Below are 17,672 nucleotides of genomic sequence, written 5' to 3' on the forward strand. Positions count from 1 at the left end.
TGCCCTGAGCCGAGGAGACCTGTCGACGTGAGCAGCAGGCCGATCCGAGGCGCTGCTCGCCTCGCCGCCATACTCGACGCCCTGCCCGACGCGCTGCTGCTGGTGAACAGCAACGGCACCGTCGTGGACGCCAACAGCGCAGCCGTCCAGGCGCTCCAGGCGCCCGGCACCTCGCTGGTCGGCATGGGAGTGCTGGACCTCCTACCCGAGTTCGACCCCAGCCGGATCCCCGGCTCGATGCGCCCGGCCGCCCGCGACGGCGACGAGCCCGACCGCCCGGTCCGGATGACCGCCCGGCGCACCGACGGCACCAGCTTCCCGGTCGAGGTCTCCGGCAACGACTTCCCCGACGACGGCACCGGCGAGGGCCGCGGCTACGGGCTCGCCCCGTACGACGCGTACCGCGAGCGGTCCCGCCCGTCCTCCGCGAGCGACCTGCTCCTGCTGCTGGTCCGTGACCTCTCCAGCCGGCTCGGTGTCGAGGCCGAGCTGCGCCGCCAGCACAAGCAGACCGAGATGATCCTGCGCGCCGCCGCCGAGGGCGTGCTCGGGGTCGACCTCGAAGGCCGCTGCGTGCTGGTCAACCCGGCCGCCGCGCACATCCTGGAGTACCGGGCGAGCGAGCTGGGCGGGCGCGAACTGCACCCGCTGATCCAGCACTCCCGGGCCGACGGCACCCCGCTGGCGCTGGAGGAGTCCGCACTGCTGGACACCCTGACCTCCGGGCGCAAGCACCGGGTGCGCGGCACCGTGCTGTGGCGCAAGGACGGCCGCCCGGTCACCGTCGACCTCACCACCGCCCCGGTGCGGGACGGCGACCAGTTGGTCGGCGCGGTGATGACCTTCACCGACCGCAGCCGCGAACTCGCCCTGGTCGCCCGCAACGAGCACCTCACCGCCGTCCTGGAGAGCGAACTCGGCGGCGCACTGACCGCGCTGAACCAGCGGCTGGACGCGCTCGCCGCCGACCCGGCCGGGCAGCTGTGGCCGGAGGCCAACTGGACGCTGCGCCGGCTCGCCGACGAGTGCCGCCGGTACGGCCGGCTGATCGACGGCGTGCTCGCGCACCAGCGCTCCGAGGCCGGCGAGACCGCCCCGGCGGACGGCAGGGACGCGAAGGAGACCAAGGACGGCAAGGACGGCGGCAAGCCCACCGAGCCGCGGGTGCCGGTCGCCCTGGACAAGGTGGTCCGCCGGGCCGTCGAGGAGGCCGGTGAGCTGGTCGGCCCGGGCCGGGTGCGGTTCTCGGTGCACGCCGCCGCCGTCGAGGTGATCGCCGACGAAGGCCGGCTCGCCCAGGCGCTGGCCCACCTGGTCGCCGACGTCAGCGGCATCGGCCTCGCCCTGGACGCCCCGACCGCCCCCTCCCCCGGCCTGGCCGCCCCCGGGGCGCCCGCCGCGCTGCCCTCCGGCGGCGAGCCGCCGACCGTCGTCCTGGCCGCCGCCCAGCGCGGCGAGGTCGCCCGGGTCGAGATCCGCGGCCCCGGCCTCGGCGGCAGCCCCGTCCACCTGCCGATAGCCCGCGCGGTGGTCGAGCGCCACGGTGGCGTGCTCCAGCCGCACGAGCTGCCCGGCAAGGCCGGCACCACGTACGTCGTCGAGCTGCCGCTGGACCCGGCCGCCGCGAAGGCCGCCGCCGAGCGCGCGGCCGCCGAGGGCCGCTCCGACCGGCCCAAGGAGGGCGACAGCGCCGTCCTGCCCGACCTCCCGGGCATCCCGCAGTTGCCCAGCAGCGGCGAGACCCCCGAGCCCGGCGCCGACGGCGGCGAGCAGCCCGACCGCGAGCCCCCGGCCGCGGCGGCGGAGCAGCCCGCCGAGGAACCCGCCGCCGAACGGCGCGGCCGCCGCGGCCGCCCCGCCGCCGAGGAACCCGCACCCCCGGCCCGGGCCACCCCCGAGCCGCCGCCGGCCGCGGGGCCGAACGCCACCGCACCGGCCGCCGACCAGTGGCCGAACGCCCCCGCCCGGATCGAGCGGGCCGTCCCCGAGCAGTGGAACGGCACCGGCAACGACCCCGCGTACGGCCGCCAGGGCCTGGCCGGTCCGGACGGCGCGCAGCGCGACCCCTGGGGCACGGACGACGGCCGCTCCGGCCCGGCCTACGCCGTCCCCGTCGAGGGCGAGCGCCCGCAGCGGAACCGGACCGGCGGGCGCGAACCGCTCGCGCTCGGCCCCGGCCCCAGCGGCGCCCCCGCCGACGGCACCCCGGCGGGCGGTACGCCCACCACCGAAGGCGCCCCGGCCGCCGACGGCGGCGAGACCAAGCCCCGCCGGCGCCGCGCCCTGCCCGCCACCGAGGACTCCTCCGGCGGCTTCGCCCTGCCCGGCGCCACCGACACCCCGGTGTACCCCGGCCTGGAGCACTCCCTGCCGGCCGGCCCGGCACCCGCTCAGCCCGAGCCCGCCGCCCCGCCGACCGGCCGACGTCGCCGCCTGGCCGTGCCGCCCGGCCCCGGCCAGGAGGCCCCGGTCGGACCGTCCGGCCAGACCGCGCCGGAGGACCGGCCCGCACCGGGCGGCCCCGCCGCGCTGCCGCCCGCCCGCCCGGCGCTGCCCGCCGCCGAGGAGCCGTCCGGCCCGCGCCCGGTCGGCACCGGCCTCGCCGAACTCGCCCCGCCGCGCCCGCTCGGCGGTTCGCCGACGCCCGCCGCCGGACCGCAGCCGCCCGTCCCGGCCGAGGCCAGGACCGCCCCGCGCCCGATGGCCGAACTGCCCGCCGCCGTCGGCGACCGGGCCGCCAGCGAGCAGCCGCCGGCCATGGCCGGCCCGACCGGTGAGGACAGCGGCGCCCGTCGGCTGCTGGTCTGGCCCGAGCCCGATCCGGCCACCCGGCAGGCCCTCCAGGAGCGCGGCTACCGCCCGGTGATCGTCCGCTCCCGCGAGGAGGTGGACGCCCAGGTCGCCGGCTTCCCCGCGGCGCTCTTCGTCGACCCGCTGACCAGCCCGATCACCCGCACCGCGCTGCAGTCGCTGCGCACGGCCGCGCTCAACAGCCGCGTCCCGGTGCTGGTCACCGCCGGCCTCGGCCAGGCCACCCGGGACGCCGCGTACGGCGCCGACCCGGCCGTGCTGCTGCGCGCCCTCGCGCCGCGCGACGGCGAGCACCACGCCCCGCGCGTCCTGCTGGTCGAGGGCGACCCGGACATCGCCGCCGCCATGATCAGCAGCCTGGAGCGGCGCGGCATGCACGTCGAGCACGCGGTGGACGAGAACGACGCCGTCGCCCGGGCCAGCAGCGTGCAGCCCAACCTGGTGGTGATGGACCTGCTCCAGATCCGCCGCCGCCGGGTCGGCCTGCTGGACTGGCTCCGCGCCAACGACCGGCTGCACCGCACCCCGCTGGTGGTCTACACCTCGGTGGACCTCGACCCGCGCGAACTGCCCCGGCTGCGCACCGGCGAGACGGTGCTGTTCCTCGCCGAGCGCTCGACCAGCGCGGACGTCCAGTCCCGGATCGTCGACCTGCTCGGGCGGATCGGCGCGATGGGCGAGGCGGGCGTCGCCGCGGCGGGCTGAGCACGTTCGAGGGCCGGCCACCCCGCTGGGACGGGGTGGCCGGCCCTCGCCGGTCAGGCGGGCGGCTACTCCTTGCCGAGCACCGTCACGTCCAGCTCGTCCGCCGCGTAGCCGGCCCGGATCACCTTCTTGTCGAACTTGCCGACCGAGGTCTTCGGCACCGACTCGACGATCGACCAGCGCTCCGGCAGCTGCCAGGAGGCGATCCGCTCGGCCAGGAAGGCCCGCAGCTCCCTCAGCCCGACCGTGGCGCCCGGGCGCAGCACGACCGTGGCCAGCGGACGCTCGCCCCACTTCTCGTCCGGGACGGCGACCACGGCGGCCTCGGCCACCTCGGGGTGGGCCATCAGCTGGTTCTCCAGTTCGACCGAGGAGATCCACTCGCCGCCGGACTTGATCACGTCCTTGGCCCGGTCGGTGAGGGTCAGGTAGCCGTCGGCGGTGATGGTGCCGACATCGCCGGTGCGCAGCCAGCCGTCCTCGGAGAACTTGTCGTCCGGGCGGACCGGATCCTGCCCGGCACCGCCGTAGTAGGCGGCGGCGATCCACGGGCCGCGCACCTCCAGTTCGCCCGCCGCGACGCCGTCGTGCGGCATCCGCTCACCGGACGGGCCGACCAGCCGGGCCTCGACGGAGGCCGGGAAGACGCCCTGGGTGACCCGGTACGGCCACTCCTCCTCCGGGGTGAGGCCGCCGGGCGGCTGGGCGAAGGAGCCGAGCGGCGAGGTCTCGGTCATGCCCCAGGCGTGCAGCACGCGGATGCCGTGGCGCTCCTCGAAGCCCTTCATCAGCGAGGGCGGGCAGGCGCTGCCGCCGATGACCACCATGCGCAGGCTGGAGGTGTCGTAGTCGCCGGCGTCGAGCTCGTCCAGCAGGCCGCTCCAGATGGTCGGGACGGCGGCGCCGACGGTGGGCCGGACGGCGGCGATCATCTCGGCCATCGGCTTCGGCTGGAGGAAACGATCCGGCATGAGCAGGTTGGCGCCGGACATGAAGGCGGCGTGCGGGATGCCCCAGGCGTTCACGTGGAACATCGGGACCACCGGCAGCGCGGTGTCGCGCGGGGTGAAGGCGAAGTTGTCGCCGGTGTTGACCTGGAGGCAGTGCAGGTACACCGAGCGGTGGCTGTAGAGCACGCCCTTCGGGTCCCCGGTGGTGCCGGAGGTGTAGCAGAGCACGGCGGCCTGGCGCTCGTCGAGGTCGCTCCGCCACGGGTAGGCGGTGGGCCGGCCGGCGATCAGTTCCTCGTAGTCGTGCACGGTGCCCGGGAAGCCGGCCAGCAGCGAGCGGTCGCCGGGGCCGTTCACCACGATGTGCCTGAGCGTCGGGGCGAGGTCCGGCAGGACGGCGGCGAGCAGCGGGAGCACGCTGCCGTCCACGATCACCGCGTGGTCGGCGGCGTGGTCGACGATGAACGACAGCTGGTGGGCGGGCAGCCGCAGGTTGAGCGTGTGCAGCACGGCCCCCATCGCGGGGACGGCGAGGTACGCCTCCAAGTGGACGGCGTTGTTCCACATCAGGGTCGCGACCCGGTCGTCCCCGGTCACCCCCAGTTCGTCGCGGAGCGCGTGGGCGAGCTGCGCGGCCCGCGCCCCCACCTCGGCGTACGTCCGCACGACCGGCCCGGTGCCGTCCCAGGTGGTGACGGTGGACCGGCCGTGGATGGTGGACCCGTGCTCCAGAATCCGGGCGACGGTGAGCGGGACGTCCTGCATCGTGCTGAACACGGGTCCTCCTTGACCTGGCGGCACTGGCGGCTGCGCCTGCGGCACCTACCGGGCGGTAATGCGCGCGGACGTGCCCGATTGTGCCGCCCCGCCCCGCCCGCTGTCAGCATGCCGACCCCGTTGCCCGGATCACGGATCGGCGACGTGTCAGCCGGCGGTCGGGCCGTCGACGTGGTTGCGGTCGATGGTGAGGGTGGCGCCGCCGTAGGTCTCCTCGACGTTGCCGCGGTACTGGTGGACGCGCTGGTGGTAGCCCCAGAGGTCGGAGCCGAGGGCGCCGGAATCGGCGGTGTCGGCCCGGTCGTCCCAGCGGGCGTACCAGAGGGCGTCGGGCAGCGGGAAGCTGCCGGCCCGGGCGGCGGCGGCCAGGTCGGCGATGCCGGAGTCGAGGCTGGAGTAGAAGCCGGCGCGGTAGCCGGCGGCGTGCAGGGCCTGGGTCCAACCGACGGCGAAGTCGACCACGGCCTGGCCGCAGGCGGGGTCGCGCATCGGGTAGGCCTCGACGTCGAGGTAGATCGGGCCGCCCTTGCCGAATCCGAGCGAGCCCATCGCCTGGACGGCTTCGGCGGCCTCGTCCCGGCCCTGCTGCACCGCGTGGGCGGGGTCGATCCGGCGCGGCTTGTGGCCGAGTTCGCTGCACGGCGCCTGGAGCCCGACGTGGGCCGGCAGGAAGCGCCAGCCCAGTGCGCGGGCCTGGCTCACCCACTCGGCGGTGAGCCGGGGCTGGCCGCAGCCGCGCTGGGCGCCGCTGACGTAGATGCCGAGCGCGCCGTACGGGGAGGTGCCGCGCCAGGCCCGCAGGGTGTCGAGGGGCGGCGCGGTGCAGGCGTCGAAGGCGGGGCCGGTGAAGTCGTCGTGGATCCTCGGCGGGCCGAACCGGTCGGGCAGGGTGAGGGCCCGGATCCGGGGGAGGGCGACGGCGGCGGTGGCCTCGGCGCTCACGCCCGTCCCGTCGGTGGCCAGCAGGAGCACGAGGGAGGCGGCGAGCAGGGCCGCGGGGCGGAGATAGCGCACCCGCCCTTGATACTGACGGACCATCGGATGAACGCGGCAACCACGCCGCGCGCCCCGGGCGAGCCCACCCATTCGGACGCACCCGTCCGCATCCGTCCCGATAATTGTAACGAGCTTGCCCGTTCATCACTCCTTACGGCAAACTCGCCCGTATGCCCAGCTCCCCTCCCAGCGAAACCATCGCCCCGACGCCGGCCGCCGCCGTCGCCGAGGCGCTTGCCATGCCGCCCGCCCCCCAGGGCGAGCCCGCCGGCGAGCGGGGCAGCTGGCGACGAGGCGGGGCGCCCGGCTCCACAGCACCGCCCGACGCGCCCCCCGGCCGGACCACCAGCCGGTTCCCGAAGGTCCTGCGGCGCCCGGAGAGGATCCCGGCGCCGCTTCTCTGTCTGACCGCGATGTTCCTGGTGCAGACCGGGATCGCCCTGTCCAAGCCGCTGTTCGGCCCGCTCGGGGTCAGCGGCACCACCTTCCTGCGACTGGGCTTCGCGGCGGTCATCCTGCTCGCCGTCACCCGGCCCCGACTGCGCGACAAGCGCCCGCGCGACCTCGCCGCGGCGGCCCTGCTGGGCGTGGCCTCGGCCGGGATGACCTTCCTGTTCGCCGGGGCGATCGACCGGCTGCCGATGGGCACCGCCGCGACCATCGAGTTCCTCGGCCCGCTCGCGGTCGCCCTGGTCTTCGCCCGACGTGCCAGCCACCTGCTCTGGGCGCTGCTCGCCGCCGGCGGCGTCGTCCTGCTGACCCTGCTCGGCGAGGGCGGCGACGGGGGCGGGCTCGACCCGGTCGGCCTGCTCTACGCCTTCGGGGCGGCCGCCTGCTACGCCGCGTACATCCTGTTCACCGACAAGGTCGGCGCCGCCTTCCAGGGCTTCCAGGGCCTGGCGGTGTCGATGACGGTCGGCGCGCTCGCCCTGGCGCCGTTCGGGCTCGGCCAGGCCTGGGACGGGCTGACCGCGCCCGGCGCCTCGCCGCTGACGCTGCTGGCCGCGGTGGCCGGGGTGTCGCTGCTGCTGCCGGTGATCCCGTACGCGCTGGAGATGACCGCGCTGCGGCGGATGCCGCAGCGGGTGTTCAGCGTGCTGGTCAGCCTGGAGCCGGCGGTCAGCGCGCTGGTCGGCCTGGTGGTGCTCGGCCAGTTGCTGGGCGTGCCGCAGCTGGCCGGGATCGGCTGCGTGGTGGCGGCCAGCGTGGGTGCCACGCTGACCGGGCGGCGGTAGGTCCCACGACGGCGGGGCCCTACCGGGCCCGGCGGGCCGTTGGGTTGTTGGGTTGTTGGGTTGTTGGACCCGGCGGACCGTCAGGCCGTTACGGCCACAGCAGGGTGCGCGACCACTCCGGGGTCCGGACCGGGCCGGTGCGGGTGTAGCGCAGCCGGACGTGCCGGCGCTGCGCGTCGCCCTGCCAGTACTCCACCTCGTGCGCCCACAGGGTGTAGACCGCGTGCCCGGCCGCGACCGCGTCCGGAGTGGCCTCCAGCCGACGGCGGGCGACGGCGACGGCCTCGTCGTACTCGGTGAGCGAGGCCATCGGCTCGCTCTGCCGCCCGACCAGCGCGCCGACCCGGGCGTCCGGGGAGCGGGTGGCGAACTCGGCGGCGGCGACCAGGTCGGCGGCCCGCTCGACGGTGCCGCGGACCCGTACCTGGCGGCCCAGCTGGGGCCAGTAGACGGTCAACGCGGCGGCCGGGTGGTCGGCGAGCTGGCGGCCCTTGGGGCTGTCGGCGGCGGCGGAGAAGACCCAGCCGGTGCCGGCCGCGTCGACGTCGCGCAGCACCAGCACCCGGGCGTCCGGCAGGCCGTCCGCGTCGACCGTGGAGAGGGTGACCACCTGCGGGTCCGGCACGCCGGCGGCCAGCGCGGTGGCGAGCCAGTCCACGAACAGCGGGCCGGGCTCGGCGGGCGCGGCCTCGGCGTCGAAGGTCGGCAGCGGGCGGGCCATCGGCGGGCGGCCGAGCAACAGCTCGGGCACGGACTTCGGCTCGGGCCGGTGCTCGGCCGGCTCCCGGCGGGCGTCCGGTCCGGGTCGCGGATCCGGCTCCGGTGCAGGCCAGGCCTCGCCCGGGCCGCTCAGGCCCTCCTCCTCCGCCGCCATCGCGCGCCCTCTCTTCCGTTGCCGCGGTCGCCGCCCCGGCCGGGCCGTCCTTCCCGGGCCCGGGCACGCGGTGCGCTGTCGGAGCGCAACCGTACCGCCGAGCACCGACGGCTCCGGGCGCGGGCCCTCGCTGGACGCGTTCGGGCCGCCCGGGCGGGCCTCGGCCGGCTGGCCCGTACGGTCTCCGGGCGGTCGGTGCCGAGGGCCGCGACGTCGCGGGCGGACACAGGCGGGGGCGGGGGCGGAGGCCGGCGGGGAGTTCGCGCCCGGCTCCGGACGCACTCGTGGGCGGTGCCGATGGCGGCACCGCCCACGAGGCCGGTTTCGCGGCGACCCTTTCCGCTGGCCGGTCATGCGCTGTTCTGATCCGCGCCCGGGCGGGAATCCCGCCCGGAGACTGGTTCGAGCCCCTCCGCGGGCGCTCAGCCCACCCGCGGCCGCCCACCTCCGGCGCCCCCGCCGTCGGTGGTGCCCGATCGGATCAGTGGAAGATCGGGGCGAACACCACGTTGATGTTCTTGTTGGACTGCCCGGCCAGGATGGCGCCCGAGTTGTCCTTCACCGCGAGGGTGTTGTTCTGGTTCGAGGCGCCGGCGCCGGTGGCGGTCTGCTGGGTGGAGACGTAGTTGCCGTCGACCCCGCCGAAGACGTTGCCCGTGCCGACGTTGGACACCACGCCGGCGTTGGACCCGGCGGCGGCGCCCGCGCCGTTGTCGGCGGCCGCGGCACCGGCGCCGGCCAGCAGCAGGCCGGCCGCGAGCGGGGCGGCGAGCAGGAGTCCGGCCACCCGGCGGGTGTGGATGCGAGCCATGAGAGCCTCCAAGAAGCTGTAAATCGTGCAATTGTCGAGCAGGGGTGCGGGAGTTCGCCGGCCAGACGAACACCTGCAGGCTGCGACGCCGAGAGACAGACTTCCGCAACAAATCGACAAAGCACTAGTCGGCGGAGCCGTTTTCGCCCGTTAGCGTGATATCCACCCGGGCTGCGCATAACGGACCGAAAAGCGGACAGTGCGCCGACACGCCCCCACTGAGCTGGGACTTTGCCCCAACGGCGACCCTCTAGAGGCCGCTTCAGGCAGGGCGCTTCGCCATCACGCGAACTACCAGGCGCACCACCCCAGCGCAGGGAACCCAAGAACGCGCCCCCGAAAAGTTCGGCCAGCCTTCCATGTCGACTTTTCCAGCTATTCCCAGACCATCGGAAAGTCGTACCGGAATATCGAGGAAATAAAATCAGACCATCTTGCCCGGGTTCAGGATTCCCAGCGGATCGAAGACCGCCTTCAGCTGCCGCTGCAGGTCCAACGCCACCGGGCCCAGCTCGCGCGCCAACCAGTCCCGCTTGAGCAGCCCCACCCCGTGCTCCCCGGTGATCGTGCCGCCCAGTTCCAGCCCCAGCGCCATGATCTCGTCGAAGGAGCGCTGCGCCCGCGCCGCCTGTTCCTCGTCCGAGCCGTCGAAGATCACGATCGGATGGGCGTTGCCGTCCCCGGCGTGGCTGACCACCCCGATGGTCAGCGCGTACCGCTCGGCGATCACCGCCACGCCGTTCAGCATCTCGGCCAGCCGGGAGCGCGGCACCGCCACGTCGTCGATCATCGTGGTGCCCAGCCGGTCCAGCGCGGGCAGCGCCAGCCGCCGGGCCTCCAGCAGCAGCCGCGACTCCGCCTCGTCCTCGGCCGGCACCACCTCGGTCGCCCCTGCGGCCCGGCAGAGCTCCGCCACCCGCGCCAGTCCGGCCTCCCGGTCCGGCCCGTCGAAGGCCACCAGCAGCAGCGCCTGGGTCGACTCCGGCAGCCCCATCCGCCCCAGCTCGTTGACCGCCCGCACGCTGACCGCGTCCATCAGCTCCATCAGCGACGGGGTCAGGCCGCGCGCCATCACCTCGCAGACGGCCGCGCCCGCCGCGTCCGCGCTCGGGAACTCCGCCGCCAGCGCCAGCTGCGGCGCCGGTGCGGGCCGCAGCGCGAGCACCGCCCGGACCACCACGCCCAGCGTGCCCTCCGAACCGACCAGCAACCGGGTCAGGTCGTACCCGGCCACGCCCTTGGCCGTCCGGCGCCCGGTGGACAGCAGCCGCCCGTCGGCCAGCACCACGTCCAGACCGAGCACGTACTCGCTGGTGACGCCGTACTTCACGCAGCAGAGCCCGCCCGCGCCGGTGCCGATGTTGCCGCCGATCGTGCAGAACTCCCAGCTGGACGGGTCCGGCGGGTAGGACAAGCCCAACTCCTCGGCGGCCCGGGATAGTTCGGCGTTCACCACGCCGGGCTCGACCACCGCGATCCGGTTCACCGGGTCGAGCTCCAGGATCCGGTTCAACTTCACCATCGACAGCACGATGCAGCCGTCCACGGCGTTCGCCGCCCCCGACAGCCCGGTCCGCGCCCCCTGCGGCACCACCGGCACCCGCAGGGCGGTGGCGGTGCGCAGCACGTGCTGCACCTGCTCGACCGTCTCCGGGAACACCACCACGGCAGGCGTGCCGGCGGCGCAGAACCCGGCCATGTCATGGCGGTAGGCGGCGGTCACGTCCGGATCCACCACCACCGCCCCGGCCGGAAGGCCCCGCGCCAGTCGGTCCGTCAGGTCACCCATCGCCGCCTCCACTCGCCACCCGCCGCCTCCACCGCACTCTGCCCGCCCGCCGGAGGCCGGGCAAGTGGGCCTCCGGCGGGATCCACGGGGCGCGCCCTACCGGCGGACCACCGGCTCCTGGAACTCCGTGACCCACCGCGCCGGGTCGTCCGGGCACTCCAGGTAGAGCTCCCGGGCGTAGCCGGCCGAACGGTAGCCGCTCGCGTCGATGAAGCGGGCCAGCTCCTGGAAGCTCCCCATCGCCTCGTCCATCGAGCCGCGGTGCACGACCGTCGCCGCCTGCTCGATCGGCGGCAGGTCGAGCACCTCGAAGTCGTACCGGCCCGGCTCCACCGCCGGCCCGACCGGGACGGCCACCCGAATCAGCACCGTGCCGTCGCCCTCCGGCACGTCCTCGTACCGGGCGACGGACGGGCCCGCCTCGGCGATCCCGGCCTCGGCCAACCGCCGGCACAGCTCCGCGAACAGCGGGCCGATCACCGGCCCGATGTCCTCGGGCTGGTAACTCGCGGCCACAGCGGTCAGTTCGGCCACCCGGACGGACGGCACCCGCTTCACCACGACGTCGTGTGCGGACATGCTCCCCTCGCTCTCGATCGTCCGGAGCCTCGCCTCCACCCGGGTCAGCCGCTGCTCGTCCGCGGCGATCGCCTCGGCGAGTTGGGCCCGGCGCAGCCGCAGCATCCCGCGCAGCTCGGCCGCGTCCACCTGCTCGTCCAGGACGGCCCGCACCTGCTGCAGCGTGAAGCCGAGCTCCTTGAGCGCGATCACCCGGTTGAGCCGGGCGAGTTGGGCCGCCTCGTAGGACCGGTACCCGCTGACCGGGTCCACCCTGGCGGGCCGCAGCAGCCCGATCGCGTCGTAGTGGCGCAGCATCCGCACCGACACCCGGCCGTGGCTGGCGAAGTCTCCGATGTTCAACATGGTGCCCCCACTCCACCCCCTGCCACCGTGTCAGGGTCAACCCCCGCCCGCCGCAAACACCGAGGGCGGGTGCCGAGTGATCTCGGCACCCGCCCTGAGCAGGTGGTTCTCCAACCAGCGGAGAGCGTGGGATTCGAACCCACGGTGACGGGTCACGCCACGACAGTTTTCAAGACTGTTCCCTTAGGCCGCTCGGGCAGCTCTCCAGGCGGAGGTCAGCCTAACGGGTCCGGCGGGATTCGGTGCACACCGTTTCGTGCGGGTGAGGGTCAGCTGTCGCCGTCCCGCTGGCCGAGGGTGACCTTGGTGTTGAGCTGCTGGCCGTTGCGGGTGTACTCGACGTCGACGGTCTCGCCGGGCTTGTGCGTCCAGATCCGGCTGACCAGGGCGGGGCCGTTGTCGATCGGGACTCCGCCGAGCTTGGTGATGACGTCGCCCGGCTTGAGGCCGGCCTTGTCGGCGGCGCCGCCGGGGGTGACGGCCGGCTGGCCCTGGATGTCGCGGGTCTGGATCTGCGCGCCGTCGCCCTTGTAGTCGTCGTTGCGCAGCACGTCGAGCTTGGCGTAGACCGGCTTGCCGGTCTTGATCAGGGTGTCGGCGACCCACTTGGCCTGGTTGATCGGGATGGCGAAGCCGAGGCCGATGCTGCCGGCCCGGCCGTTGGCGGAGGCGTTGGACTGGATCGCCGAGTTGATGCCGATCACCGCGCCGCTGGAGTCGAGCAGCGGGCCGCCGGAGTTGCCGGGGTTGATCGAGGCGTCGGTCTGCAGGGCGTTCATGTAGGAGGCCTGGCCGCCGGTCTCGTCGCCGGAGGCGACCGGGCGGTCCTTGGCGCTGACGATGCCGCTGGTGACGGTGGACTCCAGGCCGTACGGCGCACCGATCGCGACGGTGGCGTCGCCGACGTTGACCTTGTCGGAGTCGGCCAGCGGAAGCGGGGCCAACTTGCTCTTCGGCGGGTTGTCGATCTTGATCACGGCGACGTCGTAGCCCTCGGCGTGGCCCAGGACGGAGGCGTTGTAGGAGCTGCCGTCGGCGAACTTGACGGTCAGTTTGCCACCGTTGAGGGTCGGCGCGACCACGTGGTTGTTGGTGAGGATGTGGCCCTCGGTGTCGAAGACGAAGCCGGTGCCGGTGCCCGACTCGCCGTTGCCCTGCGCCTTGATGGTGACGACGCTGGGCAGCGCCTTCTGCGCGATGCCGGCGATCGAGCCGGGGGCGGGTTCGTTCTTCTGGGTGTTGCTGGCCTGGACGGTGGTGCTGCGGTGGTCGTCGGCGCTGTTGGTGCTGTCGTTGCGGTCCGCGACGGTGACGCCGAGCGCACCGCCGGCCACGCCGGCGACCAGCGCGACGGCGGCGATCAGGGCGACCAGGCCGCCGCGCTTCTTGCGCGGGCCGCCGGGGCCGCCGGGGTAGTCGGCCGGGTAGCCGAGCGGTCCGGCCGGGCCGCCCGGGTAACCCGCGCCGCCGCCGGTGGCGTCGTGGGCGGCGCCCCAGCCGCCGAGCGGCTGGCCGGCGCCGAACGGGTGGTGGCCGGGCGCCGGGTGCGCGGCGGGCACGCCGGGGGCGGCCGGGGTGCCGTACGGGTCGTGCGCGCCGGCGGCGGGGACGCCGTGGGCCGGGGTGGCGTACGGGTTGGCACCCGGCGGCAGGGCCGGGCTCTCGACACCGGGCGCGACGGGCGCGACGGGCGCCGCCGGCGCGGCCGGGATCGGTGGGGCGGGCGGCAGAACCGGCGGCGGCGCGTCGATGTAGCCGGTGGCGGCTTCGACGGGGGCGGCGGGCGCGTCGGCGACGGGCGCGGCCGGAACCTGCGGGGCCGCCTCCGGCGCGGGGACCTTGGTGAAGGCCACGGTGGGCTTGTGCCCGCCCTCGGCCGGGACGCCGTCGGCCAGCGCGGCCCCGGCGGCCGGCGCGGCCCCGGCGGCCGACGCGGCCCCGGGCTCGGGCTCGGGGACCCGGCCGAAGGCCAGTGTCGGCTGGTGCCCGCCAGAGGCGTGGCCGTCAGAAGCGGGAACAGCCGCCGCCGGGCCGCCCGAGGGCTGCTCCCCCTGCGGCCCGGTGGGCCCAACCTCGCGCTCGGTGCTCACGGACGACCTCCATAGCTGACAGAACCAAGGACCATAGTTTTTCGTACTGACGATTCGATTGCCGTAAGGACCCCTCTGAATAACTCATAAGAATCCTTAGCCGCCGCCGACAGCCGGACCGAAGACCGGGCTGTCCGGCACCGACGACCAGGCCGACGACCAGGCCGACGACCAGGCCGACGACCGGAGGCTCCCCCACCTCGGCCGGGTGTCCCGCGATGCGGGCCGCACACCCCGTGGCCTTGGCGTTCACCCCCGGGCCGGTTAGCCTGTCGCTCACAACTGACACGCGGGAGCTTGGACCATCCAGGCTGAGAGTGCGCTGGTCGACCGTACGCCACGGGATCGTGGGCGGACCGTCGAGGGGGCGCAGACCGCCGGAACCTGTCCGGGTAATGCCGGCGTAGGGAGTATCGGCCATGCCGCCTGCTTCGCCATCCTCTTCTTCGGACGCGCCCGCGTCCAAGGGTTTCCCCGAACCGTCCACGACCGCTCACGGCGGTGACGGCGGTGACGGCGGCCACGCGGGTCGCCCCGCCGCACCAGCCGCCGTCCTGGACCGCCCGGAGCGCGCCGAGGCGCCGCTCGTGCTGGACACCGAGCCGCCGCGCACGCTGCGCTTCCGGGACCACTTCGCGCTCTGGATGAACCTGGGCGTCAGCCTGATCGGCTTCTCCACCGCCGCGACCGTGCTCGGGGCCAAGGGCAGCGAGCTGTCGCTGGCCGCCGCGGTGACCGCGATCGTGGCCGGCACCGTGGTCGGCACCGCGATGCTCGGCGTGGCCGCGCTGATCGGGGCCCGTACCGGCGCGCCCGCGATGGCGAACCTGCGCGGGCTGTTCGGCACCCGGCTGTCGTACGTCCCGACCGTGCTGAACATCGTCCAGTGCGTCGGCTGGGGCGTGTTCGAGCTGCTGACGATCGCGGCGGGCGCGCAGACCGTCGCCCACACCGACGGCTACCGCTGGCTGTTCGTGCTCCTGGCGGGCGCGCTGACCACCGCGCTGACCATCTGGCCGCTGGGCTCGATCGCGGTGCTGCGCCGCTTCGTGGCCGGTGCGGTCGCCGTCGCGATGGTGTACTTCACCGTCCAGTTGGGCCGCCAGGGGGTGCCCGACCCGGGCGCCGGCAACTGGCACGGCTTCCTGGGCGCCACCGACGCGATGATCGCGGTGTCGATCTCCTTCGTCCCGCTGGCCGCCGACTACACCCGGCACTCGCGCACCCCGCGCTCGGCGTTCTGGGGCAGCTTCTCCGGCTACACGATCGCCCAGGTCTGGTGCTACGTGCTCGGCCTGATGGCCCTGCTGCAGTCCGACGGCGACCCGAACAAGATCTTCGGCTCCTTCCTCGGCGTCTGGGCCGGCTGGCTGTTCCTGCTGGTGCTGGTGCTGCGCGAGACGGACCAGTCCTTCGCCAACGTGTACTCGACCGCGATGTCGGTGCAGAACCTGCTGCCGAAGGTGGACCGCCGGGTGCTGACCGGCGGGATCGGCCTGCTGATCACCGTGCTGGCGCTGCAGATCGACAAGTTCACCGACACCTACACCAACTTCCTCGGCCTGATCGGCTCGGTCTTCGTGCCGCTGCTGGCGGTGCTGGCGGTGGACTACTTCTTCGGCGCCGGCCGGCACGGCTGGAACCTCTCCGCCGACGCGCCCTCACGCCGCCTGATGCTGCTGCCGTGGGTGCTCGGCTTCGCGGTCTACCAGTTCATCGCGCCGACCCCGGTGGCCGGCTGGTGGACGGACTTCTGGACCTCCGCCCAGAACGCCCTGCACTTCACCCCGCAGGAGTGGACGTCCGCCTCGCTGTTCGCCTTCCTGGTGCCGGCCCTGGTCACCTGGGCGCTCACCCCGCTGACCCGCAGGGCCGCGCGGAGCTGATCGACCGGCACCGAAGACGGCCCCGCAGGTTGGGGCCGTCTTCGCCTCCGCGTCACTTCGGCCGCCTATCGTGGGGCCCGTGACCAGCCCAGACCTGCCCTCGACGGCGGCGCGCAGCACGCCGACCGTCCAGGTGATCGCCCACCGCGGTTCCTCGCACGCCCTGCCCGAGCACACCCTGGCGGCGTACCGGCGCGCGCTCGACGAGGGCGCGGACGCGGTCGAGTGCGACGTCCGGCTGACCGCCGACGGCGAGCTGGTCTGCGTGCACGACCGCCGGATCGGCCGGGTCTCCAACGGCCAGGGCACCGTCTCGGCGATGACGCTCGCCGAGCTGGAGGCGTACGACTTCGGAGCCTGGAAGACCGGCCGCCCCAGCACCGATCCCGAGCTGCGCGGCGTGCTGCGGCTGGAGCGGCTGCTGGAACTGGTGGTGGACTGCGGCCGCCCGGTGGACCTGGCGATCGAGACCAAGCACCCGGTGCGCTACCGCGGCCGGGTGGAGGCCGAACTGCTGCGGACGCTCGAACGCTTCAAGATCGGTGCGAGCCGGGAGGGCGAGCGCCCCGCGGCCCGGATCATGAGCTTCTCCTCGGTGGCGCTGAACCGGGTGGCCGCCTCGGCACCGGAGTACCGGCGGGTGTTCCTGTTCGAACGGACCCTGCCGCTGCTCGGCCGGCTGCGCCCGGGCTCCCCGCTGCCGGGCGGGGCGCGGATCGCCGGGCCGGGCATCGACCTGGTGCGGGCCCGCCCGCAGCTGGTGACGCGGCTGCGCGAGCTGGGGCACGAGGTGCACGTGTGGACCGTGGACGAACCGGCCGACGTGGAGCTGTGCCTGGAGCTCGGGGTGTCCGCGATCATCACCAACCGGCCCGCAGAGGTGCTGGCGCAGCTCGGTCGGTGATCCGCCGCCGGGCGGTGGGCCGCCCGCACAACCTTCCGCAAAGCCCGGACTCAACCTGATCGTTCTGGTCGGCAGTCAAACCTTCCGGGCCCGTTATTGCCGGAATTCATGCACCGGTGCGACGGAGGGTGAGCACGGAATGACCTCAGGTCCACCCTCGGTCGCAATCGCTTGAAATGTCCTCGCGGGATCGTCCGGTGGTCGTTTCCGACGCATTACCAAGGGGCATCTCTCCCTCGGCATACGCTGAAGGAGGTCCGGGGGTGGCGTTGATGGTGGCGCGTGAAGTGCCGACTTCATCGACCATGGCAGTGCCGCACGGCCCAGCGAGTGTCGGGGTCGCACGGCGCCGACTGCGTCGAGATCTCGGCGACCGGGAGATACCGGAACCGGTCATTGATGATGCCGTATTGATCCTTTCCGAACTGCTGAGCAACGCCTGTCGGTACGCCCGTCCGCTCGGCCCGCTGCGGGCCCTGGGGCGCGGTGCCCGTGCCGAGGTGGTGGACCAGTTGCTGGTCGGCGTCCCCTCCGGGACGCACCCCGCCCCGGGCGGCCGGGAGCGCGACGAACACGGGAGCGGAACGGACGGCGGCGTGCTGGTCCGCTGGCAGATGCACGCCGACGGCGTGCTCACCCTGGAGGTCACCGACGGCGGCGCGACCACCCGGCCGCTGCCCGCCAGCCCCTCGCTGACCTCGCGCGGCGGCCGCGGCCTGAGCATCGTCGACCAGCTGGCCAGCGACTGGGGCGTGCGCGACGCGCCCGGCGAGGTGACGGTCTGGGCGGCGCTGCCCGCCCGTGCCCGGCACGCCCGGCGCACCGGTGGTGACGCCCGCAGCGCCTGAGCCGACGCGCGCTCCCCACCCGTCCGCCCCGCGCGTGCCCGCGCGCCGGGGGAACGTCAGTAGGCTGCCCGG

General features: G+C 74.6%; 12 protein-coding genes, 1 tRNA gene and 1 riboswitch. Of the genes, 5 read left to right on the forward strand and 8 right to left on the reverse strand.

Annotated features, from left to right (window positions below; genetic code table 11):
* Positions 1-27: 27 nt before the first annotated feature.
* A complete protein-coding gene (locus tag ACIPLC_RS02880) occupies positions 28-3,516 on the forward strand; it encodes a PAS domain-containing protein (protein ID WP_400470369.1) in 3,489 nt (1,162 codons plus the stop codon).
* Between the two features lie 65 nt (positions 3,517-3,581).
* Here the strand turns inward: ACIPLC_RS02880 and ACIPLC_RS02885 are convergent, their stop codons facing one another.
* Positions 3,582-5,243 carry a long-chain fatty acid--CoA ligase gene (locus ACIPLC_RS02885; protein ID WP_400470372.1) on the reverse strand — a complete coding sequence of 554 codons (1,662 nt, stop codon included), beginning with the start codon at positions 5,241-5,243 and terminating at the stop codon, positions 3,582-3,584.
* Positions 5,244-5,390: 147 nt separating this feature from the next.
* Positions 5,391-6,257 (reverse strand): glycoside hydrolase domain-containing protein, encoded by an 867-nt coding sequence (locus ACIPLC_RS02890; RefSeq protein WP_400470375.1) that lies wholly within the window; start codon positions 6,255-6,257, stop codon positions 5,391-5,393.
* A 152-nt stretch (positions 6,258-6,409) separates the two neighbouring features.
* Here ACIPLC_RS02890 and ACIPLC_RS02895 point away from each other — a divergent pair, with 152 nt between their 5' ends.
* Complete coding sequence (locus ACIPLC_RS02895) at positions 6,410-7,474, forward strand: EamA family transporter (protein WP_400470378.1); 1,065 nt, start codon at positions 6,410-6,412, stop codon at positions 7,472-7,474.
* Positions 7,475-7,562: 88 nt separating this feature from the next.
* Here ACIPLC_RS02895 and ACIPLC_RS02900 read toward each other — a convergent pair whose 3' ends face one another.
* The 6 genes from ACIPLC_RS02900 to ACIPLC_RS02925 all read right to left on the reverse strand — a co-directional run bounded on the left by ACIPLC_RS02900 (position 7,563) and on the right by ACIPLC_RS02925 (position 13,962).
* On the reverse strand, positions 7,563-8,348 hold the full coding sequence (locus ACIPLC_RS02900) for a pyridoxal 5'-phosphate synthase (RefSeq protein ID WP_400470380.1): 786 nt from the start codon (positions 8,346-8,348) through the stop codon (positions 7,563-7,565).
* Positions 8,349-8,829: 481 nt separating this feature from the next.
* Positions 8,830-9,159, reverse strand: a complete 330-nt coding sequence (locus ACIPLC_RS02905) for a hypothetical protein (RefSeq protein WP_400470383.1) — start codon at positions 9,157-9,159, stop codon at positions 8,830-8,832.
* Positions 9,160-9,583: 424 nt separating this feature from the next.
* Complete coding sequence (locus tag ACIPLC_RS02910) at positions 9,584-10,948, reverse strand: FAD-binding oxidoreductase (protein WP_400470386.1); 1,365 nt, start codon at positions 10,946-10,948, stop codon at positions 9,584-9,586.
* A gap of 96 nt (positions 10,949-11,044) precedes the next feature.
* A complete protein-coding gene (locus tag ACIPLC_RS02915; RefSeq protein ID WP_400470388.1) occupies positions 11,045-11,872 on the reverse strand; it encodes a MerR family transcriptional regulator in 828 nt (275 codons plus the stop codon).
* A gap of 118 nt (positions 11,873-11,990) precedes the next feature.
* Positions 11,991-12,078: transfer RNA gene (locus tag ACIPLC_RS02920), tRNA-Ser, on the reverse strand.
* Between the two features lie 63 nt (positions 12,079-12,141).
* Positions 12,142-13,962, reverse strand: coding sequence for a S1C family serine protease (locus ACIPLC_RS02925; RefSeq protein ID WP_400470391.1), 1,821 nt, complete (start codon positions 13,960-13,962; stop codon positions 12,142-12,144).
* A gap of 279 nt (positions 13,963-14,241) precedes the next feature.
* Positions 14,242-14,389: riboswitch (TPP riboswitch) on the forward strand.
* On the opposite strand from ACIPLC_RS02925, the gene ACIPLC_RS02930 reads away from it, so the two are divergent.
* The 3 genes from ACIPLC_RS02930 (at position 14,382) to ACIPLC_RS02940 (ending at position 17,600) form a co-directional block, all read left to right on the forward strand.
* Positions 14,382-15,848, forward strand: a complete 1,467-nt coding sequence (locus tag ACIPLC_RS02930; protein WP_400470393.1) for a purine-cytosine permease family protein — start codon at positions 14,382-14,384, stop codon at positions 15,846-15,848. (Overlaps the previous riboswitch by 8 nt.)
* A 79-nt stretch (positions 15,849-15,927) precedes the next feature.
* Positions 15,928-16,752: a glycerophosphodiester phosphodiesterase family protein gene (locus ACIPLC_RS02935; RefSeq protein WP_400470396.1), complete on the forward strand. Its 825-nt coding sequence runs from the start codon at positions 15,928-15,930 to the stop codon at positions 16,750-16,752.
* 305 nt (positions 16,753-17,057) lie between these two features.
* Entirely contained in the window at positions 17,058-17,600 is a 543-nt protein-coding gene (locus ACIPLC_RS02940) for an ATP-binding protein (RefSeq protein ID WP_400470398.1), read from the forward strand.
* Positions 17,601-17,672 lie beyond the last annotated feature (72 nt).

Origin of the sequence: Kitasatospora sp. NPDC086801, from assembly GCF_044745805.1 — a bacterium.
Classification (GTDB): Bacteria; Actinomycetota; Actinomycetes; order Streptomycetales; family Streptomycetaceae; genus Kitasatospora.

Coding starts and splice junctions, on each gene's coding strand:
- ACIPLC_RS02940 (WP_400470398.1), top strand. CDS start 17,058: ATGGCAGTGCCGCACGGCCCAGCGAGTGTCGGGGTCGCACGGCGCCGA.
- ACIPLC_RS02930 (WP_400470393.1), top strand. CDS start 14,382: ATGCCGCCTGCTTCGCCATCCTCTTCTTCGGACGCGCCCGCGTCCAAG.
- ACIPLC_RS02895 (WP_400470378.1), top strand. CDS start 6,410: ATGCCCAGCTCCCCTCCCAGCGAAACCATCGCCCCGACGCCGGCCGCC.
- ACIPLC_RS02900 (WP_400470380.1), bottom strand. CDS start 8,348: ATGGCGGCGGAGGAGGAGGGCCTGAGCGGCCCGGGCGAGGCCTGGCCT.
- ACIPLC_RS02905 (WP_400470383.1), bottom strand. CDS start 9,159: ATGGCTCGCATCCACACCCGCCGGGTGGCCGGACTCCTGCTCGCCGCC.
- ACIPLC_RS02910 (WP_400470386.1), bottom strand. CDS start 10,948: ATGGGTGACCTGACGGACCGACTGGCGCGGGGCCTTCCGGCCGGGGCG.
- ACIPLC_RS02915 (WP_400470388.1), bottom strand. CDS start 11,872: ATGTTGAACATCGGAGACTTCGCCAGCCACGGCCGGGTGTCGGTGCGG.